Raw genomic sequence first — 25844 nt, 5'->3', positions numbered from 1 at the left:
CGTCCTTAATGAATTTTGCTGCCCAGGGTCACCACGCCGTCCGCTTTTTCGCGGCCCAGCCAACTGGTCCAACCGAGGCGACAGGCGTTCTGCTCACCGATGCGCAGTTCGCGGATTTCTTCCTGGCGCAGGACCAGGCGAATGTCATAATCGAGCGGGTCACGCAAGGTGAACCGCACCAGCGCGCAAAGCGGCTGGTAACCGAAACCGATCGGCAGGAATTCATGGAATCGCTGCCAGTCGAGTTCGGTGATGTGAATGCGGAATTTGCCACTGCGATCGCGCACGTGTTCGCCCAGCACCAGGTCTTCGCCGAGTACGCTGTTGGCGCGGCCCAAACGATTGCGCTGCTCGTCGAGAATTTCCACGCGGCGCTCGATGCACTGCTCGATGACCAGGTCTTCGTGCTTGAAGTAGTAACGCAGCACGGCTTCGATCAGCGCCGCCGAGTGCGCCCGCAAGCTGAGCAGACCGAGGTACGGCAGCAGGCGTTTCCAGTTGAGTTCCTTGGCCTTGCGGATCTCGTCGCCACCCAGGCCGATCAGCGCAAAAAGTTGCGCCGAGAACGGGTCAATCGCGCCGCTCTGGAAGCTCGCGCGGTAGCGGTACTTGCGCCAGATCGGCAGCATCAGTCGTTGCAGGCGATGGTGGAACAGGTCGAGGAAATTGCGCGTCGGGTTGCCGTCCTCGCTGTCGCCCAAGGCCTGTTCGCCATAGAACGCCGGCAGCGGCGAACCGGAGCCGACCAGACCGATCAGGTTGAAGCGCATGCGCGCGCGCATCTTGCCGTGCTCTTCGAAAAACTCGACGCGATCGACGTCGCTGCGCGGAAAGCCCAGGCTCGGGTTGGCCTGGAACTCGACCTGGTCGTACAGATCGTCTTCGCTCAGATGCGGGTGTGCCTCGCGCAGCCGGTCGATCACCAGCAGCACGGCCTGAAACAGCGAGTACTCGCGTATTACCTTGGTCAGCCCGCTTAAAGCAGGGGCTGCAGGCCCATACGTGGTGTCCATTGGTACACCTCTCCCTGTGTGCTTTTTACCCGCAGCTCATGGAATGAATTGAGGCTGGCGTAAAGCGCGAAAAACTCGTTGAGAACCGAAGCGAAGACGAACAGGTCGCCTTCGCCGATATAGCCTTCCGGGTCGATGGTCAGTTCGGTGCGCAAACCGCGCACCGGCAGGCCGCGATGCAGGCGGTCGACGTGATGATGCTTGATGTGCTTGAGGCCGCCGAGCAGGCGCTTGCTGACCTTCTCCGCGTGCTGGTCGTAGTAGCGCGGCAGGTCGTAGGTTTCCAGAATCACCTTCAACGCATTGACGTCGGCCAGCGACAGATAGTTGAGCGACATGTTGCTGATCAGCTTCCACAGGAAGTCACGGTTCAGCGGCGGCGCGAAGCTCGACGTGGCCGGGGTGATGTTGCGGAAACTGAGGAATTCCGGGGTCTGCTCGCTGGCCATGCAGATGTCGCCGAGCTTGAGCTTTTTCGGCAGGTTCTGGTTGGTGCACATCAGCTCGATCGACAGGGTTTCGTGGGCTTCGGTGTGGCGGATGCCGAAGCTCAGGTAAGTGTCGAGGCCGTCATGCAGCAAGGACGAACGCTGGCGGATGCTGTAATGCGGACGGCTGTTGGGCACATCGAAACTCGGGTCGTGCTCGAAGGACTCGAACGGCACGTACTCCTGATAACCGAGGCCGCCGGGTTTCCAGCCGGTCACGGTTTCCACCGAGAACACACCGCAGTTTTCCAGGTCGTATTCCGCCGGCAGCAGGAGGTACTCGTCCTGCTTGCCATCGAGACGAATCGGCAGCGCGTCGTGCTCGAACAGATTGACGATCGGCGTGCAGAACAGCTTCACGTTATCGAGCGTCGGGCGCATGCGCATGATGCCGCTCTTGCGGATGTCGAAACGCAATTCGAGGCCGCGCATCTGCTTGAGGGTGTCTTCCGGCAGCGCCTTGAGAATGTCCAGACCGTTGACGTCGACGAACAGGAACTTGTCCTGGAAGGCGAAATATTCCTGCAGGTAGCGATAGCCACGGAAGGTGTTCAGCGGATACGGGATCAACGCTTCTTCTTCGGCAAAACCCACCGGTTTCACCCGGTCGCCGGGAATCTTGAACGCCATCGGCTTGCCGCTGACGCCATCAATCGGCTTGCCGGCGCCGTCGAGCGGGATCAGTTCGATGCCGTCGAGGTTGCGCAGCAGGCTCAGGTAGAGCATCTGGCTGATGTAGCGCTCACCGGCAAAGTGCAGGCGCAACTTGCTCAGCTCCAATTCGCCGAGGTGGCCGTCAGCGCTCATTTCCAGGCGCAGGCTGAGCAGCGAGCCATCGCCCTTCACCGAGTAATTCAGTGCGGCCAGATCCAGCGGCAAGACTTCGGTCGGGTAACAGGTGCGGAAACGGCAGCGCACGTCTTCTATCGGCTTGCTCTCGATCGGCGTATCGCGCTCGACCAGCAGCGCCGGCCCGGAACGCTTGAGCGGATCAAACTGCAAAATGCTGAACGCCGGCAGCGGGCGCATGTAGTTCGGCCACAGCAACTGCATCAGCGAATGGCTGAGCTCCGGCAGTTCGTCATCGAGCTTCTGGCGCAGGCGCCCGGTGAGGAATGCAAAGCCTTCGAGCAACCGCTCTACATCCGGATCCCGCCCGGCCTGCCCCAGATACGGCGCCAGCGCCGGACTACGCTCGGCGAAACGGCGACCGAGCTGGCGCAGTGCGGTGAGTTCGCTTTGGTAGTAGTGGTTAAAGGACACGGGGTACCTGCCTGGTAGTGGAACTCATTTAAAAAAACAGCAGAACAGTTCATGCGGGTAAGAAACTCCCCGCGGGCAATGTCGGCCATAACGCCCAACAGTCATGCTTTAACTTCTCGATTTGAAAAAAAAACGCGATCAATCAATTGGCCAGCAAATATCGCCGCAAAAGTCAGGACACCACCCATCGAGGTGTAAGCCATCGCACGGACGGGGTAGTGAGGCAAAAAATAGTACAAAATAAGTCCCAGCATTAATGAGACAGACAGGACCTTTAATTTCAGCTTGGGGACAAAAAACGCTATAGCGTTCATCACCACAAAATACTGAACCATTAGATCCGGCGTCATACCGATGCCGATACCTCTCGATGTCAACCCGCCATACATATCGATATATACGTCGACACCGTAGTTATGCAAAGGAATATACAGGGCACATACTATCAGGTGTGGAATACAGGCAACTAAGCGACGAGCTTTCATTTATTCCATGCCCCGTACTGATCCATATCGCCTTGCGAAATTGGATTTATTAACTTCGCATTCGATACAGGCACATAAGGTGCGTCAGTAAGTTCAATTGTGTGCGGGATACCTTTATCGTATACCGTGTCTTTTTTCACAACCAACTTGCAGTTTTCTTTTGCCCACAATATCCCTCGCAATATGATGAAGTTATCGTAAACGTCTTTCGGTCCTCGCTCTGCTCCGGTATAGGCTTTGCCGTCGCCCCAGGTCACACCCGTTTCACCAGCCAGCTTTATTGCGAGTTCTACCTGCTTTGTTTCTCGCAGATATTTTCTATAGGTGTTAACCGCAAACGGCACCTGGCCAATGCCATCAGTCCAATACGGTTTATCCTCCATGAACACCATCAAGAACTCAGCACCGCCCACGGCACGGAATTTCCAGTCACCCGGCATTCCAGAGTGAAAAGTGAATGAAAACCGGTCGACGATTGCGAAGTCGATCAGCTCCTGCCAAGTAACATGTTTATAAGCCGCATGCGATTCTGATCCGGCCTGCGTTGTTTCCGGGTTGATCCAGACAAGCTCTCTATAATATCTGGCCAACGGTTCGAACCACTGACCCTTTTCTGCGTATAGTTTCTCCGCAGTGATAATTCTGAATGGAGAGTCATCTTTACCCGGATTCAAGGCGAAGAGCGGCACACCACTTTTTCGCGTAATAATCCAGGCCAACGGAAGGTCAACTTTCTTAGGCTTTGTATCCTTGCTCTCAGTTGTTTCGGTAAGAACTTTAAGTGTAGTCACCTCGTCCTGAGTCACAAACGTGTAAGCGACACCATCGATGTTGATTACGGTCTCCATACCTACTAGTCCGCCGAAATATATATAGTTACAGGCTCTGCCGTCTTTCCAGTTGAAAAACCACCTGACATGCCTGTTGACGTTGAGCCTGTTTTCTCAATCCCGCTATCAGAGCGCATGATGTAGTTTAAATTTTCAACCGTTCTTCCATCTGCGGTTTTGAATTCAAAGACACGATTGAATATTGCAGGAATGATGACCGGCTCCGGCGGCACAAACGGCGCCGGCGTATGCGAATTGCCAATAATCACCGTCCCGGATCCGGCCGTGACCTTATTGCCGTGAGATCCAACCGAACCTACGGTCGCAGCCGGTTTGCCGTTGATCAACACGGTTGTCGCAAGATCGCCGACCATCGCACCACCACACGCCGAGACATCGCCTTGGCGGGCGGCCGCGAGGCCGTCGAAGAACACGTCGCCGGAACCGGCGGCGATCGGGTTGGTGCCGTGGCCGGGGAGCGGGCAAGCGGTGGGGTCGGATACGCGTGCTGCGGGTTTGCCAGACATCGGGGATCTCCTTAGGTGACCTTGACTTGTCCGCTGCCATCCAGGCGCGCGGAGAAACTGACCTGACGCTTGAAACCCTCGACTTCCAGCAGGCCTTCGATACTGAAGGCCAGGCGAAGTTGATCGTGGTCACGCGGCAGGGAAATGACACGCACGTTGCTCAGGCGTGGCTCGTAGGCTTCGATGAAGTTTTCGATGGCCAGGCGGGCCTGACTCAGCGAGTCGTGCAGGCTCAGGCGCATGTCATTGAGATCGGGCAACCCGTAGTCGGCCAGCGTTTGCACGCTGCCGGCCCGGGTGCTGAGCATTTTGGCCAGATGGGCAGCCACTGACGCCATGGCACAAGCCTCAAGGCTGTTGCCCTTGCGTAGTTGTGCGTCGCCGTTGAGGCGTTCGAACAGGCTGCCGTATCCGTCCATGAGTCGCTCTTACTCTTTGTCCAGCTTGCCAACCAGCGACAGGGTGAAATCGGCACCCATGTACTTGAAGTGCGGACGCACATTCAAGCTCACGCGGTACCAGCCCGGCTCGCCTTCAACGTCGCTGACGATCACTTGCGCAGCGCGCAACGGACGACGGCCACGCACTTCGGCGCTCGGGTTTTCCTGGTCGGCAACGTACTGACGGATCCACTTGTTCAGTTCCAGCTCGAGGTCGGTACGCTCTTTCCACGAACCGAGTTGCTCGCGCTGCAGCACTTTCAAGTAGTGAGCCAGACGGTTGACGATCATCATGTACGGCAGTTGGGTGCCGAGCTTGTAGTTCAGCTCTGCCGCCTTGCCTTCTGCGCTGATGCCGAAGAACTTCGGCTTCTGCACCGAGCTTGCGGAGAAGAACGCCGCGTTGTCGGAGCCTTTGCGCATGGTCAGGGAGATGAAGCCTTCCTCGGCCAGTTCGTATTCACGACGGTCGGAAACCAGAACTTCAGTAGGGATCTTGGTTTCGATTTCGCCCATGCTTTCGAAGTGGTGCAACGGCAGGTCTTCAACCGCGCCACCGCTCTGCGGGCCGATGATGTTCGGGCACCAGCGGAATTTGGCGAAGCTGTCGGTCAGCTTGGTACCGAACGCGTAAGCGGTGTTGCCCCACAGATAGTGCTCGTGGCTGTTGGCAACGGTTTCCTTGTAGACGAACGATTTCACCGGGTTTTCTTCCGGATCGTACGGGTTGCGCAGCAGGAAACGCGGCACGGTCAGGCCAACGTAGCGCGAGTCTTCCGAAGTCCGGAAGCTCTGCCATTTGGCGAATTGCGGGCCTTCGAAGTGGTCTTTCAGATCTTTCAGATCCGGCAGGCCGGTGAAGCTTTCCAGGCCGAAGAATTTCGGGCCGGCAGCAGCGATGAACGGCGCGTGGGACATGCACGAAACGCTGGCCACGTACTGCATCAGCTTGACGTCTGGCGAGCTTGGCGACATGTAGTAGTTGGCGATGATCGCGCCCACCGGCTGACCACCGAACTGGCCGTATTCAGCGGTGTAGATATGCTTGTACAGGCCCGACTGCATGACTTCCGGCGAATCTTCGAAATCGTCCAGCAGGTCTTCTTTGGAGACGTTGAGGATTTCGATCTTGATATTTTCGCGGAAGTTGGTGCGGTCGACCAGCAACTGCAGACCACGCCACGACGATTCCAGCGCCTGGAAATCCGGGTGGTGCAGGATCTCGTCCATCTGACGGCTGAGCTTGGCATCGATCTCGGCGATCATGCGGTCAACCATGGCTTTCTTGACCGGCTCACCGTTGTTCTGCGGCTTGAGCAGCTCTTCGATGAACGCCGACACGCCACGCTTGGCGATGTCGTAGGCTTCGTCGTCCGGGGTCAGACGGGTTTCGGCGATGATGCTGTCGAGAATGCTGTATTCGCCGCTGGCGGCGCTCTTCTCTTGTGCTGCGCTAGTGCTCATTGTGTTGGCTTCCTTGGCAAGAGTCTCAGGCGTCCGGGGCTGCGGCGTTCAGGCCCAGCTCACCGAGTACGCGACCGCGGGATTCGTCGTCGGCGAGCACGCCTTCGATCGCTTTACGGAACGCAGGTGCGTTACCCAGCGGGCCTTTGAGGGCCACCAGCGCATCGCGCAGTTCCATCAGTTTTTTCAGCTCAGGCACTTGCTCGACCAGGCTGGCCGGGTTGAAGTCCTTCATCGAATTGACGCGCAATTGCACGGCCAGCTCTTCAGCCTCGCCATCTTCCTGCAGACGGTTCGGCACGCTCAGCGTCAGACCCAGCTCTTGCTTGGCCAACACTTCGTCGAAGGTCATCTTGTCGATGCTGATCGGCTTGCGATCTTCGATTTTGCGATCGTCCTTGCGGTGGGTGTAGTCACCGATTGCCAGCAGCTTCAGCGGCAGTTCAATCTCTTCCTGAGCTCCGCCGGTGGCGGGTTTGAAGGTGACGTTGATGCGTTCCTTGGGGGCTACCGAGCCTTCTTTGGCCATGGCTTTTCTCCTTGCGGTTGTGGCCCTGGGGCCTATTCGAGTACCACTTCGAGGTCGAGGTGGCACAGCCTGCGATAAATCTCTTCCTTGCTTTCACGTACGGCGTGGTTCTGCGGCAACAACTCGCAGCAACTGTGCAGCAGGTGCAGCACTTGCAATGCAAGATCGGGCTCCCAGGCGTGCAGGCCTGAGTCCTGTAATGTCTGATCGAGGGTTTCGAGCTGATTCTTGGCCAGTTCGTATTTCTTGGCCAGGAAACACAGCCGCGCGAGGGTGAACTGCCAGAAGAAGCGTTCGCGGCCACCGTGGGCCGATTGCAGACCCTGCTTGAGAATCTGCACGGCCGGCTTCAAACCTTCCTTGCGCAGGATAGGCTGGACTTCCTCGAGGGCTTTTTCCCACGCCGGCTGGGTTTCGACGTTCTCGCTTTCGACCTTGCGCGGCGCGCTGGCGCTTTGCAGGTGCGGCATGACATTGGCGGCGATCCACGCCCGAGTGGACGGATCGGCAAACGGCGCGCCGTCATGGAAGCGCAACTCGATGATGCCCGGCAGGCGCTGAATCAAAAGCGCGAAGTGGATTTCCACTTCGCGCATTGCCAATTCGGCGTTGAGGTTCTGGAGACATTCCCAGACCATCCTCTGGCCATCGAACCAGAACGGCGCCTTCGCCAGGCTCGCCTCCAGTTCCACCAGCAGGTCGGCGTATTTGCCCTGATCGAAACGGTCCTGATAGAGCTTGAGCTTTTCCAGCGGCAGACCGCGCAGCACGGTGATCTGCTCGGCGTTGCGCTCGGGCACCGCGTCGATGGTCATCCACAACAGCGTGCGATTGAGGCGCAGGGCGCGCAGATCGGTAGCCTTCTGCTTGAGCCACCAGGCACACAGCGGGCGCGCGCTTTCCTGCTGGGCGCGCAGGGCTTTGTGCGCATCCCGCTCGTTGTCGATCGGCGCGCCGGGGGTGAGCAGCTGGGTCGCGGCCTGCTTGACCTGCGCCACCGCCGCGCCCACCACACCGGGTGCCGGCTGGTTGTCGGCGGCGCGCTGAATCATGGTTTTCAGGCGGCGGGAGATCGGCAGCAGCAGCGGCGCGTCATCGCCCAGATGCTCAGTGCACGCGGCCTCAAGGCCGGCCAGGTGCTCGGATAGCTGCCGGAACATCGGCAACTGCTCTTTGATCGCAATGTTTTCGGTGATGACCTGCTCGAGACGCGGCACCAGCCAGCCGATCGCGGCGGCACGGGTGCGGGGTTTGAGCGGGTGGACGTCGGCCCAGTTGTTTTCCGACAGATGGTGCAGCAGACCGAGGCCGGCGAGCAGCCCGGGGAAGGATTCGCGCTGGTACAGCGACCAGGTCAGCCAGGCGCCGACACGCAGATCCTTGGATTGGGTACGCAGCAGATTTTCGCTGTTTTCGCGGATTTTCAGCCAGTCGATCTGCCCGCTTTCGTGCATCGACGAAGCCTTGGCCAGCTCACTTTCCAGCGCCTCGAATTCGCTCGAAAAACGAACGTCTTCGCCCGCGAAATTCTCTTTGGAAACAGAGACTTTTGCGAGTTCGAGGTAATGGGCGGAAAGTTTGCTTGAGTAGGACATCCATGGCCTTTATTAAGGATTACAGTCATGCGCGCGAATGGAGTTTCAGCAACGCGGGACAGTATCGAAGAGCAGTTCAGCGACTCATCCAATTGAGATGTGCTCTTTCAAGTGGGCGCATCGTAATCACTATGATGGCCACTAGCAAGCATCTGATTAAACAACAAGACGAACTGTTCATTGCGGTCTGTAGGAGATCGCCCTATATGTCGCAGGGGTTTCCCTGAGGCCGTTTATTAACTGGCGGATTTTACCAGCCCCCGGCAAACCCTTGACCCAGAGCCCTGCGCCGCAGCCGGGCGAGTTTACCTGACGCTCGTATCCTCGAGCGGCGTGCAGCATGCCAAATTCAAAAAAAAATAGAAGTAGGACACTTCCGAAAATAGCTGGTTTGCCTCAACAAGTTTTCCGCGACAACGATCAACGCAAAAAGTGCCACTATAATGATGGCATTTCATTATTCTGAAACTTTCCCGCGCCAACAAACACTGCCAACTCGATAGTTATCGAAGCCGCGTCCTTCAGATAGTTCTCGCATCACGACCAAGACTTCCACACCGGAATACTCTGACAAATTTCAGGGATACTTCTTACATCAATTAGTTTGCCGCGCCGCTAGCTTGCCCTGGCCACTTTTCATGCGCGGCGATCAGGGAGGACAGCATCGCGCTTTGACTCACTTTGCTTAAGGACAAGCCCATGTTCGGCAAAGGCCACTGCGCGCCATTCTCTCTGCATATCCCCGCCATTCGTCACGACTTCAAGGTGCTCGCGTTCACGGGCACCGAAGCCATCAGTCAGCTGTACGCATTTCGCCTTGAGCTGGTGAGCGAGCACGCGGATTTCGATCTGGAAAGCTTGCTCAGCCAACCTGCGTTTCTGCAGTTCGGATCAGCGGGCGAAGGCATTCACGGGCGGATCGAAAACGTCATGCTCGGCGAATCAGGCCAGCGCCTGACCCGTTATGAACTGACACTGGTACCGGCGCTGCATTATCTGCAACTGAGCCACGACCAGCGGATTTTCCAGCAACTGACCGTGCCGCAGATCATCGCGCAAGTGCTCAAAGGGCATGGCATCCAGGCCGATGACTTCACGTTCAATGTCGCCGCCGGTGAGCCTCGTGAGTACTGCACGCAGTACGGCGAAAGCGACTTTTTGTTCATTCAGCGTCTGTGCGCCGAAGAGGGTATCGCCTGGCACCATCAACATTCGCTCGACGGGCACTTACTGGTATTCAGCGACAGCCCGGTGTTCGCACCCAAATTGGGTACGACAGCCTTTCGGGTTGATAGCGGCATGGTTGCCGAACACCCGGTGGTCAACCACCTGACCATGGGCTTCAACACCCGTACCAGCACCGTCACCCGCCGTGACTATGACCTCAAGCGGCCAAGCCTGCTGCTGGAAAGCCGCTTCACCGCAGAGTTCACGCCGGCTCTGGAGGAGTATCGCTATCCACTGTTGATGAAGTCCGAGAAGCACGGCAAACAGCTGGCGCGTCAGGCCTTGGAGCGCCATCGCAGCGACTATCAATGGATTGAAGGCAAAAGCGATCAGGCGATTTTGCGCAGCGGTCACCTGTTCGAGCTGAGCGAACATCCCAGGGCCGAGTGCAACGAGTTGTGGCTGTTGGTCAGTCTCAGTCACGAAGGCAAGCAACCGGCAGTGCTCGAAGAGGCTTTCAGCAGCGAGGCGAAACCTGCCGATGGTTTTTCCCAGGGCTATCGCAATACCTTCAGGGCCATTCCCGCAGAAGTGGTTTTCCGCCCGCCTTTGCCCGCGCCAAGACCCTTGCTGGTCTGCCAGACCGCGCGCGTTACCGGGCCTCCCGGAGAAGAGATCTTCTGCGATGAGTACGGCAGGGTTCGTGTCGAGTTTCCCTGGGATCGCGCTGAACTCAACAGCGAAAAAAGCAGCTGCTGGTTACGCGTAGCTTCCAGTTGGGCAGGTGACGGATTTGGTGCGGTGACCATTCCCCGGGTCGACATGGAAGTGGTCGTGACCTTCCAGGAAGGCGACCCGGACCAACCGCTGATTACCGGCTGCATCGCCAACAAGGTCAATGCCGTCGCCCATCCCTTGCCGGCGAGTAAAACCCGCACGGTATTACGCAGCCAGAGCTCACCGCGCAATGGCGGCTACAACGAACTGTCGATCGAGGATCGCGCCGGGCAGGAGAAGATCTACCTGCGCGCGCAGCGCGACCTCGAGCAACTGATCCTCAACGACAGCCGCAGCCTGATCACTCGCGACCGCCATGAGCATGTCGGCAATGACAGCACCAGTCTCATCGAGGGCAAGGATTCGCGCACTCATCAAGGACTGCGAAGCACAGTAATCAACGCCGACGACTTGTTGCAGGTCAGCGGCACCAGCAGCCAGACCTTGGGCGCTCTGGTGATCCAGGCCGGCCAGCAGGCGCATGTCACGGCAAGCAACGTGGTGATCGATGCCGGCATGAGCCTGACGCTGTCAGCGGGCGGTCATCACATCGTGATCAATGCCGGCGGGATTTTCAGCAGCGTGCCCATCGTTCAGGGCGGCGCGCCACTGCCGGGTCTCGCACCGCTACAACCGCTGCAAGTTGAGGCCGGCCTGCCAGCTGCGATCAACGCCACGCCGCTGTCGATCGTCAACAGTGCCCGCCAGCAGGCAGCGGATTTTTGCCCGCTGTGCGAAGCCTGCGCAGCGGGTCAGTGTGAGCTGGGAGAAGTCGCATGAGCCCGGTCGAACAATGGTTGCACGCTCAGTCCCGCGCCGGCTGCGAACTGTATCTGATGCTCGACACCGAGGGCCAAAGCGCAGAGCACGCTGCGTTGACCCGCGACCTCGGCACCGAGCGGTTTCGTCCGCTCTACAGCGGCACGCCGGCCGAGTCGCTGGTGCCGACCGGCCCGCTGCTGTTGCAAATCGATACGGCGCAGCATCCCGCCATCCAGACCTTGCTCGCCACGCCCGAGCGCAATTGGGGCTGGCTGGCCAGTGCCCGTCACGCCGAACTTGATCTGCTGGCGGCGCATTGGCGCGAGCGCCTGATAACCGGCGAACGCCCGAATCAGGCGGTGTACCGCATGCATGACAACCGGGTTCTGGGCCGTGCGCTGGCGCACCTGCAACCCCAGCACCGCGCGGCGTTTCTCGGGCCATTCAACAGCGTCTGCTATTGGCACGCAGAGCGATGGAACGCGATCGACAACCCGGACCCCGGCCACCACCCGCTGCCGATGGATCCGCCTTGGCTGCACACGCCGACCCCGGAGCTGATCTACGCCAACGTGCTGTTCGACAACACCCGCCGTTACCTGGTCGGCGAACACACCGAAGCCATGGCCACGCTGGCCGAACAGCTCGACGTCGATGAGTGGCTGTGGGGCCTGATTCAACTGACGCAATTGTGGGGCTGGCAACAACCGGAGCAAGTGCATTTCTTGCTGACCCGCAGTTTGCAGTTACCGGGATATCGGCCAGGCAAATCATGGCTGCCCAAACCCGGTGAAGATCCGGCGATGCATTTTGAGCGGGTATATCAGGAAGCGTTGTATTGGCAGGGAGAGGTAGGTCGATGAGGAACTTGAAACGAGGGTTGCTGCTGAGTGGTTGCCTGGGATTGCTGGTGGGTTGTACGACGGTGAAGACCCCGAACACGTTTACGTTTGTTCCGGATTTTCCACCTGGATTCAAATATGAGCTGAAGGCTATCTACCTGCCCGCAGCGGGTGAAACCTGCCGCGTGCCAGGAAAGCCGGATTTCTGGGTGAGCTTCAATAAACCCACCATGGAATATGTAAGCACTGCGGAAATCGAGTTGTACAAAACCGTCAGCGATTGTCCGTTGGCGCTCAACAAAGTGGAAATCAAGCTCATCGGTTTTTATGGAAAAGGCCGAAGCAACTTCAGCATGGACTACGCCTCGATTTTCGTGCGTCCAGAGTTGCTGGAACGACTAAAGGGCACTTTCAACGAGGACGGTGCAGGGGAGTTTTATGGTGAATGCAGGTGGTCATTCCGCACCGTCGGTCCACATCGTTTCCTGATCAAACTGCTGACCTGCAAAAACATGGATGCTCAGGGCAACGTGCTGCGAACGAGACCTTCCACGGCGTACACATTGACTCAACTTGAGGGCAAAACGGTGACGCTGAAGGTCAGGCTGGCAAGTGAAGAACTTCCAGCCATCGGCGATACCTGGATCAAAGTAACCCGCGGCTGGAAGCGCTGTATGGGTGAGAACTTCGAGGATCAATACGCCTTTTGCTACGGCAACGACACAAATTTCAGCACTTTTAAAATGGTCGATGGGCGGGTTTGCACCATCTATCCGGGATGCACGGAGCAAGGGGCACCATGAACATTGAGACTCCCTCGGCGACCGATTTGCGCTTCATGCAGGGCGACATACATGCCTGCCCTAAACGCGGCCATCGTACCAGCTTCCAGCTAGTGGACGAATTCGGCGACGGTAAGCCATACGCTGGTCTGTCTTACGAAGTGATTGATTACGAAGACACGGTCCATAGCGGAAAACTTGATGCGACTGGATCTGCAAAGATCGACGATCATTATTGCGGTCCGCTAGTACTCAAATTGAAGAGCCGCTATCAAGGCAGCGAAAAATCTTACACATTTTTGCAAAAGCGCCCCCACTATCCCCTTCCCATCACCGAACTCCAAGTCCGCGCCGAAAAAACCCGCTTCTTCCACAAAACAGGCACTCGCACCCAGGCAAACCCCGCCAAGGACCTGCCCGAAACCGACGCGTACTGTCAGGTCGAAGTCAGTGAACTGGTAAAGCACATCGCCCACCTGCCACCACTGGTTGCTCGTCGCGACCCTCCGAAGAGGGCGGCGCACAAGCTCATGCGATCGGCGGCGAAGTCCAGAGACTTCACGCTCGTCGATAAAACTTCTGCGGATGGCGGACTGCACACAATCTTGAGTGCGGCGGAGATGGCCACCGTCGAACTGGGGTTTTCCCCGCCGCCGCCCAAGGGCGTCGCACTGCTGCCGAACAAACACCATGTGCTGGAAGTACGGCCGATGAGAGCGCTACGGCCAATGCTGTCGACAGGCGACGCGTTCTGCGCGCTCAACCTTTATCAGCTGTCGGTGATGGCGACGCTGAGCTACACCGATTTCGGACAGGAACCCAACACTCAACCGGTGCAGACCGACACGGTAAGCTTTCCGGTACAGCCCAGCAGCGGCAACTGGTTCGGCCACGCGCTACCGCAGTTCGACGAGTTGTGGAAGGTCGATGACTCGCAAACGCAGAAATACTACCCACTGTACGAAGACGTGCCGTATTCGAAACGCTTGGAAGTGGTGCCGTTCGACCCGAACCTTTACCCCGAAGTGAATGACCCCGCGTTGGGCGACGAACAAGAACACCCGGCCAAGTTGCACTGTCTCGATGACCGTAACAAAGACAACAGTACTGATACCCAAGCTTTCATCTGCCACCATGACGAGTTGATCCTGATCAGCGTGCGAGGTACCAGTGAGATCTGGCCCGACGGCCGGCGTGACGGCGATGCCTATCAGGTTCCCTTTGCCGAAGGCGAAGGCAAAGTGCACCGCGGTTTCTACGGTGGCGCTTTGGCGGCTTATCCATTCATCGTGACTTATCTGGAAAAATTCTACAGCGGGCAAAAGCTGCTGATCACGGGTCACAGTCTGGGCGGTGCAGTTGCATTGATCCTGTCCGAGATGCTGAGACGCAACCTGGAGTTCTCCCCGCAAATCGTGCTCTACACCTACGGCGCCCCCCGCGCCGGCGACACTACCTTCATCGAAAGCGCCCAGTCGCTGGTTCATCACCGCATCGTCAATCAGAACGATCCGGTACCGAGCGTGCCGGCGACCTGGATGAACACCTTTGCCAAGCCTGGGCCGATGTACGCAACCAACGCCGTGGTGCTGGGCTTCAACCCGGTCGCCGGCCTCGGCCTGCTGATCTGGGGAATCATCAATTTCTTTGGCGACGACTATGGGCATCACGGTGCTTTGCGCCATTTCATGCCCGTTGAGTTCGACAACGACCACCGATCCTCGCTTCTCTGGGAGCCGGGTTGCAGCACGATCGTCGATCACGGCTGCGCCAAGGCCCTGCGCGCTACCAACGGCTTGCCCGAACGCGGATCGTTTTTGCGGCAGTTGTTCTCCGCAGGTCACCACTCAATGGTCGGCAGCTACATCCCCGGCTGCTGGGCCAGCTTGCGCCGTTGGCAGGAAGCACTGCAGCTCAAGCGTTCGCTGGTGACCAATCGCGAATACGAGTGGATCAGCAGCGCCCTGGAGAATATTCAGCAACAGCTGCGGGCCGTTAAGCGCGATCTGCAAAACAACCACCGTTCTTACGTGCGAGAGCAGGAGCGCGTGCACAAGACGCTGATGCTCAATCAGGAAATAGACAAAATCAGCATGACCAAGGCCCACCTGACAGCGCTGCGCAGTCAACGGGTCACTGAGACCGACGTTTACGGCAGCTATGCCGACCAGCCCGAATGGGTCGAGGAAGGTCTGCTGCGCTGGAACGCCCACCCTGAAAACCTGGTTCAGGAGCAACTGGCGATGATCCCGCCAGCCGCTGAAGACCACGACGCCGCTATCGCCGCGATGACCGGTGGAAATGCAGTTGGCGCGCCGTTTCATCTGGATATTGATTCGATTGTGTAGCGCCTGAACAACGGGCGGGCAAAACATGGCTGTGCCAGAATCCAACGCTCGAAAATGCGATCCCTCTACTACAACTGCCAAGGAGCTTCATTTCATGGAACTGAAACCACTGTTTTTCGCCGCGCTCATGTGGCTGCCCATCACCCACGCGTCAGCGGAAACCCCACCATTGGACGGCCATTACTACCTGACCGGCGCAATGGAAATGGGCGCCGAGTTGCTGTTGCGAAAGGACGGCACCTTTGATGCCGGTGTGGCGTATGGCAGCGCCGATGGCTTTGCCAAAGGCACCTGGAAAGTCGAGAACCAGACAGTACTGCTGGAAAGCAAAACCAAGCCTGCCTCCAACAGCGATCTGGGCGAACTGTTCCAGGACCTGCAACTGGCGATCGAGCCAAACTGCCTGGCCGTGGATTTCGGCAACGGCAAGGCCTGCTTCCGACGCCAGTAAGCCAACAGACAGCCACAAAAAATGGGCACCCGACCGCAATCGGTGTGCCCATTTCTCATTTGCGGTTCTCCCCGTCATTCAGGGGAGCACGCTGCCATCAAGGATTGACGCTGTCTTTCAACGATTTGCCTGGCTTGAATGCCACAGTGTTGCTGGCCTTGATCTTGACCGGTTCGCCGGTCTGCGGGTTTTTGCCGGTGCGGGCGCCGCGGTGGCGTTGCAGGAAGGTGCCGAAGCCGACCAGCGTCACGCTGTCCTTGCGGTGCAGGGCGCCGGTGATTTCTTCGAGGACGGCGTTGAGGACGCGGTTGGCCTGTTCTTTGGTCAGGTCTGCCTTTTCGGCGATTGCAGCGGCGAGTTCTGGTTTACGCATTAGTGAAGCCCCTTTGACGGTTTTTTGTTGTTATGTCCGTGCTGTTCTCGTTGGAACAGCGCCCAAGGCGCCGCAGGCTCTACTCTGCGGCAGACGGGAGTGAGAATGGCACGCCGCCAACGGCGGCGCCAGTGTCCCCAAGACCTTTGTCGGGGCAAAAGAGCGGTGTTTGCGACAGAACGACCGGCATTTACGCCAGCAGCGGCGGCAGCTGTTTGTTCAGGGTCAGTTTTTCCATGACCGCCCCGCCGGTCAGGGCGTAACCAAGCAACTGACCGTCGGCACTGTGGCACAGCGCTTTGATGTCGGCGCCCTGCCCTTCGACGCTCCAAATGCCTTCGCTGCCCCGTGGCGGCGGCGAAACCACCAGCGGGCACACCGGGGTTTTCACGGTGATCGGCATCGGCCCGTAGCTGACCGCGGTGGGATTTCCGGCGAGGGTTTGCGCCAATGCGCGCGCGCAGCTCATCAGCGGCATCACGTAAAGCAGATTGAGCCCGTCGACTTCGGCGCAATCGCCCAGGGCGTAGATGTTGGCGTGGGAGGTTTTCAGGTAACGATCGACCATCACGCCGCGATTGACCTGCACGCCGGCAGCCGCCGCCAGATCGATGCGCGGGCGCAGGCCGATCGCCGAGACTACTACATCGCACGGGATGATCTGACCGTCGGACAGGTGCGCTTCCATGCCATCGGCGACTTTCTCCAGCCGGGTCAGCACCGGGCCGAGGTGAAACTTCGCCCCGATACTTTCCAGCCCGGCCTGCACGGCCGCCGCAGCGGCGGGATGCAAGAGCATCGGCATGACCTGTTCGCACGGCGCGACCAGTTGCACTTCGTAGCCGCCGAGAATCAGGTCATTGGCGAATTCGCAGCCGATCAACCCGGCGCCGAGCAACAACACCCGACGCTTGCCCGCCGCTGCGGCACGGAAGCGCGCGTAGTCTTCGAGATCGTTGATCGGGAATACCAGTTCCGCGCTGTCGCCTTCGATCGGCACGCGCACGGTTTCCGCGCCCCAGGCCAGAATCAGGTCGCGATAGGGCACGGCTTCTTCACCGATCCACAAGCGTTTGTGGCCGGCGTCGATACCGCTGATGCGCGTGTGGGTGCGCACCTCGGCTTTCAACTGCTCGGCCATGGCGCCGGGTTCGGCCATGCTCAGGCCGTCGGCGTCCTTGTTCTTGCCGAAACCGTTGGAGAGCATCGGCTTGGAGTAAGAGCGGCCGTCATCGGCGGTGATCAGCAGCAGCGGGGTTTCGCTGTCGAGCTTGCGAAACTCGCGGGCCAGGTTGTAGCCCGCAAGCCCGGTGCCGATGATGACGACTGGTGCGCTCATGCCTTACTCCTCTGATTTGCTTAGTTGATTTCGATCATTTCGAAGTCCATCTTGCCGACGCCGCAGTCGGGGCACAGCCAGTCTGCCGGTACGTCTTCCCAGCGGGTGCCCGGCGCGATGCCGTCATCCGGCCAGCCATCGGCTTCGTTATAGATCAGGCCACAGACGATACATTGCCACTTCTTCATTCAGGTACTTCCTCAGGGTTCAGGCGTAGTGCCGGCGCGGACAGTCGATGGGTGCTGCGTTGCCATCCGGCTCAGGGCGTTTTGTACTGAGGGTGCCGCGCAGATGCAAGCCTGTTCGGCGCAACGGCGGCCGGCGCCGCTCAATCCTGTCGCCCGCCATGGTAAGCTCGCCGCCTCATTTGCGGCCAATAATGACTCATTGTGCAACATTCAAATGCCTGCCCCGCCCCGCTCTGGCTGACCCAAGACCGCCTGACGCCCCGCCCCGATCCGTTGACCCTCGACTGGTTGTTCGACGAAGGCTCGCTGACCCGCCGTTTGACCCGTTTGTCCGAGGACGGCTTCAGCGTGTCGCCGCTGTTCGAAGGCTGGGACACCTTGCGCGCTGATGAATGCGCGGCACTGGAGCTGGCCGAGGGCAGCGAAGGCTGGGTGCGCGAGGTGTATTTGCGCGGCCACGGCGAGGCCTGGGTGTTTGCCCGCAGCGTTGCCTCGCGGGCGGCCCTGCAAGGTGATGGTTTGCACATGGATGAACTGGGCAGCCGCTCGCTGGGCGAATTGCTGTTTTGCGATCAGGCGTTCCAGCGCCGCGCCATTGAAGTCTGCCGCTACCCCGAACAATGGCTCCCGCCAGCGGTGCAAGCCCCTGAATTGTGGGGCCGGCGTTCGCGTTTCGACCGTGGCGCGCTGAGTGTGCTGGTCGCGGAAATCTTCCTGCCGAGCCTGTGGGACGCCGCCCGCGCCCATCCGGAGAACTGCTGATGTATCAGAGCCTGCTCAAGTCCCTCAACCGTCTGAACCCACGCGCCTGGGATTTCGTTCAGTTGACGCGCATGGACAAGCCGATTGGCATTTACCTGCTGCTGTGGCCAACGCTGTGGGCGTTGTGGATTGCCGGCAAGGGTTCGCCGTCGCTGGCCAACGTGGTGATTTTTGTTCTTGGCGTAGTGCTGACCCGCGCCGGTGGTTGCGTGATCAACGACTGGGCTGACCGCAAGGTCGACGGCCACGTCAAACGCACCGCGCAACGGCCGCTCGCTGCTGGCAGGATCAGCTCGAAGGAAGCGCTGGTGTTCTTTGCCGTGCTGATGGGCATCAGTTTTCTGCTGGTGCTGTGCACCAATGCGCCGACGATCTGGCTGTCATTGGGCGGTCTGGCGCTGGCGTTCACTTATCCGTTCATGAAGCGCTACACGTACTACCCGCAAGTGGTGCTGGGTGCGGCGTTTTCCTGGGGCATGCCAATGGCCTTTACCGCCGAGACCGGAGAATTGCCGGCGGCGGCGTGGTTGCTGTGGATCGCCAATCTGCTGTGGACGGTGGGTTATGACACTTATTACGCGATGACCGATCGCGATGACGACCTGAAGATCGGCGTGAAATCCACGGCGATTCTGTTTGGCGAGGCGGATCGGGTGATCATCCTCAGCTTGCAGGCATTGTCGCTGGCCTGCCTGATTCTGGCCGGGTCGAAGTTCGAGCTGGGGATCTGGTTCCACCTCGGTTTGCTGGTGGCTGCGGGATGTTATGCGTGGGAGTTCTGGTACACGCGCAGCAAAGACCGTATGCGTTGCTTCCAGGCCTTCTTGCACAACCATTGGGCAGGGTTGGCGATATTTGTCGGGATCGTGCTGGATTACGCACTGCGCTGATGCATGACACCTGTGGGAGCGAGCCTGCTCGCGAAGGCGTCATGTCAGTCACCTCTGCGACAACTGACACAACGCTTCGCGAGCAGGCTCGCTCCCACAGGGTTTTGGACCGTGGTTATTTGGCCTTGGCGACTTTCCACGCGCCGTCCATTTTGCCGTCGCCGGTCATGTCGCCGGCCTTCTTGTCCATCACAAAGGTGTACAGCGGCATGCCCTGGTAGGCCCACTGCTTGCTGCCATCATCACGAGTGATTACCGTCCAGTCCCCCATCGACTTGTCATTCGCTGTCGCCATTAGCGGCGGCCAGTTTGCCGCGCACTTGTCATTGCACGCGGACTTGCCAGCGGAGTCCTTGGCAAAGGTGTACAGGGTCATGCCCTTTTGATCGGTGTACATGCCGTCCTTTTCCATCGCCGGATCGGCCGCCATGGCCAGCCCCGGCAATGTCAGGGCGGCGGCCAGCAGCAGGGCTTTGAACGAAGCAGTCATCTGAGTCATGGAAACCTTCTTTTGTGGTTGTCAGGATTCGGACTTAGAGCTTAGTCGAGGATGGGTGCAAATGTTGCGCGCCTGAAATACTGTCACACGACTGCAATAATTCCGTTATCTAATGCGGCGCAAGACAGTTAAATGACAAGAGGATTAAGGCATGGTTGGCAGGAGCATTCTGATCGTCGACGACGAAGCGCCTATTCGCGAAATGATCGCCGTGGCGTTGGAAATGGCCGGCTATGACTGCCTCGAGGCAGAGAACTCGCAGCAGGCTCACGCCATCATCGTCGACCGCAAACCGGACCTGATCCTGCTCGACTGGATGCTGCCCGGCACCTCGGGCATCGAACTGGCCCGGCGCCTCAAGCGTGACGAGCTGACCGGGGACATCCCGATCATCATGCTCACCGCCAAGGGAGAAGAGGACAACAAGATCCAGGGCCTCGAAGTCGGCGCCGACGATTACATCACCAAACCGTTTTCCCCGCGTGAACTGGTCGCCCGCCTCAAGGCTGTACTGCGCCGCGCCGGACCGACCGATGGCGAAGCGCCGATCGAAGTCGGCGGCCTGCTGCTCGACCCGATCAGCCACCGCGTGACCATCGACGGCAAACCCGCCGAGATGGGCCCGACCGAATACCGCCTGCTGCAATTCTTCATGACCCATCAGGAACGCGCCTACACCCGTGGCCAGTTGCTCGATCAGGTCTGGGGCGGCAACGTCTACGTCGAAGAGCGCACCGTCGACGTGCACATCCGCCGCCTGCGCAAGGCCCTCGGCGACGCTTACGAAAATCTGGTACAAACCGTGCGCGGCACCGGTTATCGGTTCTCCACAAAAGCGTAAAAGCAGCTGCAAGTTTCCAGCTACAAGCGGCAAGTGAAAGCCGATCCGTTTTAGCTTGAAGCTTGCGGCTTGAAACTTGAAGCTGCGGCTAAGGACGCCCTCGTGAATCAAAACTGGCATGGCACCCTGATTCGCCACATGCTGTTGCTGGTCACCGCCTGCCTGGTGATCGGCCTGATCACCGGCTATTACGGCTGGAGCCTCGCGGCGGGTCTGGGGCTTTATCTGGCCTGGACGCTCAAGCAATTGCTGCGTCTGCACGAATGGCTGCGCCAGCATCAACCCGACGAAGCGCCGCCCGATGGCTATGGCCTGTGGGGCGAGGTGTTCGACAGCATCTACCACCTGCAACGCCGCGACCAACGGGTGCGCGGACGTCTGCAAGCGGTGATCGACCGGGTGCAGGAGTCCACCGCCGCGCTGAAAGACGCGGTCATCATGCTCGACAGCGACGGCAACCTCGAATGGTGGAACCGCGCCGCCGAAACCCTGCTCGGCCTGAAGACTCCGCAGGACAGCGGCCAACCGGTGACCAACCTGGTGCGCCATCCGCGCTTCAAGGAATACTTCGAGCAGGACAGCTTCGCCGAGCCATTGGAAATCCCTTCGCCGACCAATGATCGCGTGCGCATTCAGCTGTACCTGACCCGCTACGGCAACAATGAACACCTGATGCTGGTCCGCGACGTGACGCGCATTCATCAGCTGGAACAGATGCGCAAGGATTTCATCGCCAACGTCTCCCACGAACTGCGTACACCGCTGACGGTGATCTGCGGCTATCTGGAAACCCTGCTGGACAATGTCGAGGAAGTGAACCCGCGCTGGAGCCGTGCCCTGCAGCAGATGCAGCAACAGGGCGGGCGCATGCAGACGCTGCTAAACGACCTGTTGCTGCTGGCCAAGCTGGAAGCCACCGACTATCCGTCGGACAACCAGCCAGTGCAGATCGACACATTGCTGCAATCGATTACCAGCGATGCGCAGCAGTTGTCCGGGGCGAAGAACCAGCGCATCAGCCTCGAGGCCAATGCCGGAGTGCTGCTCAAGGGCAGCGAGGCCGAGCTGCGCAGTGCGTTTTCCAATCTGGTGTTCAACGCGGTCAAGTACACCCCGGCCGAGGGCAACATCCGCATTCGCTGGTGGGGCGACGATCAGGGCGCGCACCTGAGCGTGCAGGATTCCGGCATCGGCATCGACAGCAAACACTTGCCGCGCCTGACTGAACGTTTCTACCGCGTCGATTCCAGCCGCAACTCCAACACCGGCGGCACCGGCCTCGGCCTGGCCATCGTCAAGCACGTGCTGCTGCGCCACCGCGCGCGCATGGAGATCAGCAGCGTGCCCGGCCACGGCAGCACGTTCACCTGCCATTTCGCCCCGGCCCAGGTGGCCAGCGCACGGGCGATCAGCGCCACCGAGTGATGCCGCCCGGCACACGCCACTAGGCAATCGCACGGTCAGCCGCTACATTGGCTGACTTGTGCCTGCCTTTCAGGCGCTGTTTCTCCCCACTTTCGAATCACACGGAACCCGCAAAACTCCATCATGGACCCTTCCCCTGGCTTGTCCCTCGCGACCATTTTTGCCGACTTCGGCATGATCCTTTTTGCTCTGATCCTGGTTTTGCTCAACGGCTTTTTCGTTGCGGCGGAATTCGCCATGGTCAAACTGCGCTCGACCCGGGTCGAGGCCATCGCTGAACAACACGGCTGGCGCGGGCACATCCTGCGCACCGTGCACAGTCAGCTCGATGCCTACCTGTCGGCGTGCCAGCTCGGCATCACCCTCGCCTCTCTCGGTCTGGGCTGGGTCGGTGAGCCGGCGTTCGCGCATATTCTCGAACCGCTGCTGAGCGCGGTCGGCGTCGAATCGCCCGAGATCATCAAAGGCGTGTCGTTCTTCACCGCGTTCTTCATCATTTCGTACCTGCACATCGTGGTCGGCGAGCTGGCGCCCAAGTCGTGGGCGATCCGCAAACCCGAGCTGTTGTCGCTGTGGACAGCGGTGCCGCTGTACCTGTTCTACTGGGCGATGTACCCGGCGATCTACCTGCTCAACGCCAGCGCCAATGCGATTTTGCGTATCGCCGGGCAAGGTGAACCCGGCCCGCACCATGAACACCATTACAGCCGCGAAGAACTGAAATTGATTCTGCACTCCAGCCGTGGCCAGGATCCCAGCGATCAGGGCATGCGCGTATTGGCCTCGGCAGTGGAAATGGGCGAGCTGGAAGTGGTGGACTGGGCCAACTCCCGCGAAGACCTGATCACCCTGGAATTCAACGCGCCGCTGAAGGAAATCCTGGCGATGTTCCGTCGCCACAAGTTCAGCCGTTATCCGGTGTACGACAGCGAGCGCCAGGAGTTCGTCGGCCTGCTGCACATCAAGGATCTGCTGCTGGAACTGGCGGCGCTGGACCACATTCCCGAGTCGTTCAACCTGGCCGAGCTGACCCGCCCGCTGGAGCGCGTATCGCGGCACATGCCGCTGTCGCAGCTGCTGGAGCAGTTCCGCAAGGGTGGCTCGCACTTCGCCGTGGTCGAGGAGGCTGACGGCAACATCATCGGCTACCTGACCATGGAAGACGTGCTGGAAGTGCTGGTCGGCGATATCCAGGACGAACACCGCAAGGCAGAGCGCGGCATCCTCGCCTATCAGCCGGGCAAGTTGCTGGTGCGTGGCGATACGCCGTTGTTCAAGGTCGAGCGCCTGCTCGGCATCGATCTGGATCACATCGAAGCGGAAACCCTCGCCGGGCTGGTCTACGAAACCCTGAAACGGGTGCCGGAAGAGGAAGAAGTGCTCGAAGTCGAAGGCCTGCGCATCATCATCAAGAAGATGAAAGGGCCGAAGATTGTCCTGGCCAAGGTGTTGATGCTGGATTGATGGGAGTTTGGGGGGCTCTTGTGGCGAGGGGATTTATCCCCGTTGGACGGCGCAGCCGTCCCAAAACCATTGAATGCAGTCAGTTAGTACTGAGTTGCAATATTTGGGGCCGCTTCGCGGCCCAACGGGGATAAATCCCCTCGCCACAAAAACCCTCAACACCCTATCGCGCCTACTGTTTGCCCAACGCAAAGTTGGGCAACGCCCCCAGCGGCTGGTTGAACTGATAGGGAATCGACACCAGCCCTTCGCCGGTATTGCGCTGCACCACGAAATGCAGGTGCGGGCCGCTGCTGTTGCCGGTGTTGCCCGACAGCGCCAGCGGGCTGCCGACCTTCACCCGTTGTCCTTCGCGCACGCTCACCGAACCCTGTTTCAAATGCAGGTACACGCCCATGGTGCCGTCGTCGTGCAGCACCCGGACGAAATTGCCGGAGGCATCGGTGCCGCGCCCGCTCTGGGAGTTCTCGGTCTTGACTACCACACCCGCTCGCGCGGCGATGATCGGCGTGCCCACCGGCATGGCAATGTCCATGGCGTAGCGGTTTTTCGGCCCGTAGTGGCTGTATTGGCCGTTGGCGCCCTGGCTCAGGCGAAACGGCCCGCCACGCCAGGGCAGCGGATAGCGATAGCTCTGCGCGGTGCCTGCGGGGTCGCCCAGCGAATACTGGAACTGCGGCGAATACACCAGCGGCTGGTCACGACTGATCGCGGTCAGCAGCGCCAGCCGCGTGTTGCTGCGCGGTGGCAGCACACGACGGATCGCTCGCGACGGCGCGCCACGCACATTGCTCGTGCCGATGAAGGCCAGGGCAACCTCAACCGGCGCGTACAGATCGTTGCGCGCAAACACTACGTCGACGCCCTTCTGCTTCTTGATGTCCAGGTACACCTGGCGGTCGAGGCGCTCGACCATGCGGTCCTGAAACACGAACACTTTCGCGCCTTTGCTCGGGCGGTCACTGTACGAGACCACGCCGTTGGCGTCGGTGGATTTGTAGATGGTCATGGCCATCGCCAGCTGGGAGGCCAGGCAGAGACCGCAGAAAAACAGCAGGCGCGCGAGCATGGGCAAAAGTCTGTCGAAGGAAGGCCTGGGAATCAGCCTAGCAGCTGAGACAGACCAGGCTAGTCGACAGATGTTTCAAAATGGCCAGCGCGGGAGATGGGTGGTGCTTTTGATGGCCCCTTCGCGAGCAAGCTCGCTCCCACAGGTTCGGTGTGATCTCTGTGGGAGCGAGCCTGCTCGCGAAGGCGGCCTATCGGGCGACGAAGCTTACGCGCCGGGTACGAAGTGCTTCTGCGCCGTGCCCCGGGCGATCAGGCGCGAGATGTAGTCGAGCTTCTGCGCATCCTGGTCGACAAAGCGGAAGGTCAGTTGCAGCCAGTCGCTGTCAGCTTTCTGCTCGTGGGCGACGATGGCGTGCAGGTAACCGTTGAGGCGCGCGATCTCGGCGTTGTCACCCTGCTCCAGATCGAGCACGGCGCTGTCGAGGATCTGCGGCAGGGTTTCGGTGCGCTTCACTACCAGCAGGGCTTCCTTGATGCTCAAGGCCTTGATCACGCATTGCTGAGTACCGCTCGGCAGGCGCAACTGGCCCTGACCACGACCGCCCACCGGCGCCTTGGATGCACCGGGCGCCTGAACTGGCGGGCTGTTGAGCAAGCCGCGCGACGGTGCAGCGGCTGGAGCGGGTGCAGCAGCGGCAGGCCTGGCCGCAGCGCCGCCGACCACGGCAGGCTTGCCGCCGGTCAGTGCGCTCAGGGAATCGTTGCCGAATGCCGAATTCATCTTGGTCGGCGCGCTGTTCATCAAGGTGTCGAGCTTGCCGACCTTGTTCAGTGCCTGCTTGACCTTGGTCAGCAGCTGCTCGTTGGTGAACGGCTTGCTGACGTAGCCGGAAACGCCGGCCTGAATCGCCTGCACGACGTTTTCCTTGTCGCCACGGCTGGTGACCATGACAAACGGCATGGTCTTGAGGTTGTCCTGCTCGCGGCACCAGGTCAGCAGTTCGAGGCCGGACATTTCCGGCATTTCCCAGTCGCACAGCACCAGGTCGAAAGCCTCTTTGGCCAGCATGGCCTGGGCCTTTTTGCCGTTGATGGCGTCCTCGGTGCGGATCCCCGGGAAGTAATTACGCAGGCACTTTTTCACCAGGTCACGAATGAACGAAGCATCGTCCACGACCAACACACTGATCTTGCTCATCCAACACCCCTATTAAAATCCCGGCAAGCATAACGCTGGCTGATGGCACATTGCCAAAACTCTTCAGTCACGCCGGGACTTTTCGTTCGCG

Annotated in this window: 25 protein-coding genes; 10 read left to right on the top strand and 15 right to left on the bottom strand. The window is 59.5% G+C overall.

Features of this window, described 5'->3' with window-relative positions; genetic code table 11:
* Nucleotides 1–5 precede the first annotated feature (5 nt).
* From tssG to tssA, 9 genes are all read right to left on the bottom strand, one after another.
* The gene (gene tssG / locus JWU58_RS01205; RefSeq protein WP_056790879.1) at nucleotides 6–1013 is read right to left on the bottom strand and encodes a type VI secretion system baseplate subunit TssG; all 1008 of its coding nucleotides are present in this window, start codon (nucleotides 1011–1013) and stop codon (nucleotides 6–8) included.
* On the bottom strand, nucleotides 977–2764 hold the full coding sequence (gene tssF, locus JWU58_RS01200) for a type VI secretion system baseplate subunit TssF (RefSeq protein WP_039757337.1): 1788 nt from the start codon (nucleotides 2762–2764) through the stop codon (nucleotides 977–979). Before tssF ends, tssG begins: the two co-directional genes overlap by 37 nt.
* A 101-nt stretch (nucleotides 2765–2865) precedes the next feature.
* Nucleotides 2866–3249 carry a hypothetical protein gene (locus JWU58_RS01195; protein WP_110599800.1) on the bottom strand — a complete coding sequence of 128 codons (384 nt, stop codon included), beginning with the start codon at nucleotides 3247–3249 and terminating at the stop codon, nucleotides 2866–2868.
* On the bottom strand, nucleotides 3246–4097 hold the full coding sequence (locus tag JWU58_RS01190) for a hypothetical protein (protein WP_206421365.1): 852 nt from the start codon (nucleotides 4095–4097) through the stop codon (nucleotides 3246–3248). The genes JWU58_RS01195 and JWU58_RS01190 overlap by 4 nt, the downstream gene beginning before the upstream one ends.
* A 5-nt stretch (nucleotides 4098–4102) precedes the next feature.
* On the bottom strand, nucleotides 4103–4606 hold the full coding sequence (locus tag JWU58_RS01185; RefSeq protein ID WP_206421364.1) for a PAAR domain-containing protein: 504 nt from the start codon (nucleotides 4604–4606) through the stop codon (nucleotides 4103–4105).
* Nucleotides 4607–4617: 11 nt separating this feature from the next.
* Nucleotides 4618–5025: a type VI secretion system baseplate subunit TssE gene (gene tssE, locus JWU58_RS01180; RefSeq protein ID WP_007920274.1), complete on the bottom strand. Its 408-nt coding sequence runs from the start codon at nucleotides 5023–5025 to the stop codon at nucleotides 4618–4620.
* A gap of 9 nt (nucleotides 5026–5034) precedes the next feature.
* Complete coding sequence (gene tssC / locus JWU58_RS01175) at nucleotides 5035–6510, bottom strand: type VI secretion system contractile sheath large subunit (RefSeq protein WP_016772499.1); 1476 nt, start codon at nucleotides 6508–6510, stop codon at nucleotides 5035–5037.
* Between the two features lie 25 nt (nucleotides 6511–6535).
* A complete protein-coding gene (gene tssB, locus JWU58_RS01170; protein WP_016772498.1) occupies nucleotides 6536–7039 on the bottom strand; it encodes a type VI secretion system contractile sheath small subunit in 504 nt (167 codons plus the stop codon).
* Between the two features lie 32 nt (nucleotides 7040–7071).
* Nucleotides 7072–8634 (bottom strand): type VI secretion system protein TssA, encoded by a 1563-nt coding sequence (gene tssA / locus JWU58_RS01165; protein WP_024014827.1) that lies wholly within the window; start codon nucleotides 8632–8634, stop codon nucleotides 7072–7074.
* A gap of 699 nt (nucleotides 8635–9333) precedes the next feature.
* On the opposite strand from tssA, the gene tssI reads away from it, so the two are divergent.
* The 5 genes from tssI (at nucleotide 9334) to JWU58_RS01140 (ending at nucleotide 15763) form a co-directional block, all read left to right on the top strand.
* Nucleotides 9334–11358, top strand: a complete 2025-nt coding sequence (gene tssI / locus JWU58_RS01160; RefSeq protein ID WP_123441862.1) for a type VI secretion system tip protein TssI/VgrG — start codon at nucleotides 9334–9336, stop codon at nucleotides 11356–11358.
* The gene (locus JWU58_RS01155) at nucleotides 11355–12203 is read left to right on the top strand and encodes a DUF4123 domain-containing protein (protein WP_123441863.1); all 849 of its coding nucleotides are present in this window, start codon (nucleotides 11355–11357) and stop codon (nucleotides 12201–12203) included. The genes tssI and JWU58_RS01155 overlap by 4 nt, the downstream gene beginning before the upstream one ends.
* A complete protein-coding gene (locus JWU58_RS01150) occupies nucleotides 12200–12985 on the top strand; it encodes a hypothetical protein (protein WP_016772495.1) in 786 nt (261 codons plus the stop codon). The genes JWU58_RS01155 and JWU58_RS01150 overlap by 4 nt, the downstream gene beginning before the upstream one ends.
* Nucleotides 12982–15312 (top strand): lipase family protein, encoded by a 2331-nt coding sequence (locus JWU58_RS01145; protein ID WP_123441864.1) that lies wholly within the window; start codon nucleotides 12982–12984, stop codon nucleotides 15310–15312. The genes JWU58_RS01150 and JWU58_RS01145 overlap by 4 nt, the downstream gene beginning before the upstream one ends.
* A 94-nt stretch (nucleotides 15313–15406) precedes the next feature.
* Nucleotides 15407–15763: a hypothetical protein gene (locus JWU58_RS01140; protein WP_206421363.1), complete on the top strand. Its 357-nt coding sequence runs from the start codon at nucleotides 15407–15409 to the stop codon at nucleotides 15761–15763.
* 97 nt (nucleotides 15764–15860) lie between these two features.
* Here the strand turns inward: JWU58_RS01140 and JWU58_RS01135 are convergent, their stop codons facing one another.
* The 3 genes from JWU58_RS01135 to JWU58_RS01125 form a co-directional block, all read right to left on the bottom strand.
* Complete coding sequence (locus JWU58_RS01135) at nucleotides 15861–16136, bottom strand: HU family DNA-binding protein (RefSeq protein WP_003213368.1); 276 nt, start codon at nucleotides 16134–16136, stop codon at nucleotides 15861–15863.
* 190 nt (nucleotides 16137–16326) lie between these two features.
* The gene (locus tag JWU58_RS01130) at nucleotides 16327–17475 is read right to left on the bottom strand and encodes an NAD(P)/FAD-dependent oxidoreductase (RefSeq protein ID WP_206421362.1); all 1149 of its coding nucleotides are present in this window, start codon (nucleotides 17473–17475) and stop codon (nucleotides 16327–16329) included.
* A 20-nt stretch (nucleotides 17476–17495) separates the two neighbouring features.
* The gene (locus JWU58_RS01125; RefSeq protein WP_003177199.1) at nucleotides 17496–17663 is read right to left on the bottom strand and encodes a rubredoxin; all 168 of its coding nucleotides are present in this window, start codon (nucleotides 17661–17663) and stop codon (nucleotides 17496–17498) included.
* A gap of 201 nt (nucleotides 17664–17864) precedes the next feature.
* Here JWU58_RS01125 and JWU58_RS01120 point away from each other — a divergent pair, with 201 nt between their 5' ends.
* Together JWU58_RS01120 and ubiA are read left to right on the top strand one after the other, a co-directional pair.
* A complete protein-coding gene (locus JWU58_RS01120; protein WP_024014830.1) occupies nucleotides 17865–18425 on the top strand; it encodes a chorismate--pyruvate lyase family protein in 561 nt (186 codons plus the stop codon).
* Complete coding sequence (ubiA, locus tag JWU58_RS01115; RefSeq protein WP_024014831.1) at nucleotides 18425–19315, top strand: 4-hydroxybenzoate octaprenyltransferase; 891 nt, start codon at nucleotides 18425–18427, stop codon at nucleotides 19313–19315. Before JWU58_RS01120 ends, ubiA begins: the two co-directional genes overlap by 1 nt.
* Nucleotides 19316–19430: 115 nt before the next feature.
* Here the strand turns inward: ubiA and JWU58_RS01110 are convergent, their stop codons facing one another.
* The gene (locus JWU58_RS01110) at nucleotides 19431–19814 is read right to left on the bottom strand and encodes a COG4315 family predicted lipoprotein (protein ID WP_016772488.1); all 384 of its coding nucleotides are present in this window, start codon (nucleotides 19812–19814) and stop codon (nucleotides 19431–19433) included.
* Between the two features lie 151 nt (nucleotides 19815–19965).
* On the opposite strand from JWU58_RS01110, the gene phoB reads away from it, so the two are divergent.
* The 3 genes from phoB to JWU58_RS01095 all read left to right on the top strand — a co-directional run bounded on the left by phoB (nucleotide 19966) and on the right by JWU58_RS01095 (nucleotide 23544).
* Nucleotides 19966–20655 carry a phosphate regulon transcriptional regulator PhoB gene (phoB, locus tag JWU58_RS01105; RefSeq protein ID WP_007896474.1) on the top strand — a complete coding sequence of 230 codons (690 nt, stop codon included), beginning with the start codon at nucleotides 19966–19968 and terminating at the stop codon, nucleotides 20653–20655.
* 138 nt (nucleotides 20656–20793) lie between these two features.
* The gene (phoR, locus tag JWU58_RS01100; RefSeq protein WP_221264854.1) at nucleotides 20794–22080 is read left to right on the top strand and encodes a phosphate regulon sensor histidine kinase PhoR; all 1287 of its coding nucleotides are present in this window, start codon (nucleotides 20794–20796) and stop codon (nucleotides 22078–22080) included.
* Between the two features lie 123 nt (nucleotides 22081–22203).
* Nucleotides 22204–23544 carry a hemolysin family protein gene (locus JWU58_RS01095; RefSeq protein WP_110644534.1) on the top strand — a complete coding sequence of 447 codons (1341 nt, stop codon included), beginning with the start codon at nucleotides 22204–22206 and terminating at the stop codon, nucleotides 23542–23544.
* A gap of 172 nt (nucleotides 23545–23716) precedes the next feature.
* On the opposite strand, the gene JWU58_RS01090 is transcribed toward JWU58_RS01095, so the two are convergent.
* Both JWU58_RS01090 and JWU58_RS01085 read right to left on the bottom strand, forming a co-directional pair.
* On the bottom strand, nucleotides 23717–24613 hold the full coding sequence (locus JWU58_RS01090; RefSeq protein WP_016772485.1) for a peptidoglycan DD-metalloendopeptidase family protein: 897 nt from the start codon (nucleotides 24611–24613) through the stop codon (nucleotides 23717–23719).
* A gap of 207 nt (nucleotides 24614–24820) precedes the next feature.
* The gene (locus JWU58_RS01085) at nucleotides 24821–25753 is read right to left on the bottom strand and encodes a response regulator (RefSeq protein ID WP_041476598.1); all 933 of its coding nucleotides are present in this window, start codon (nucleotides 25751–25753) and stop codon (nucleotides 24821–24823) included.
* Nucleotides 25754–25844 lie beyond the last annotated feature (91 nt).

Origin of the sequence: Pseudomonas atacamensis (assembly GCF_017167965.1) — a bacterium.
In the GTDB taxonomy this organism is placed as follows: Bacteria; Pseudomonadota; Gammaproteobacteria; order Pseudomonadales; family Pseudomonadaceae; genus Aquipseudomonas; species Aquipseudomonas atacamensis.
The sequence above is the reverse complement of the archived record's forward strand: the minus strand, read 5'-3'. Positions and strand labels throughout refer to the sequence as shown.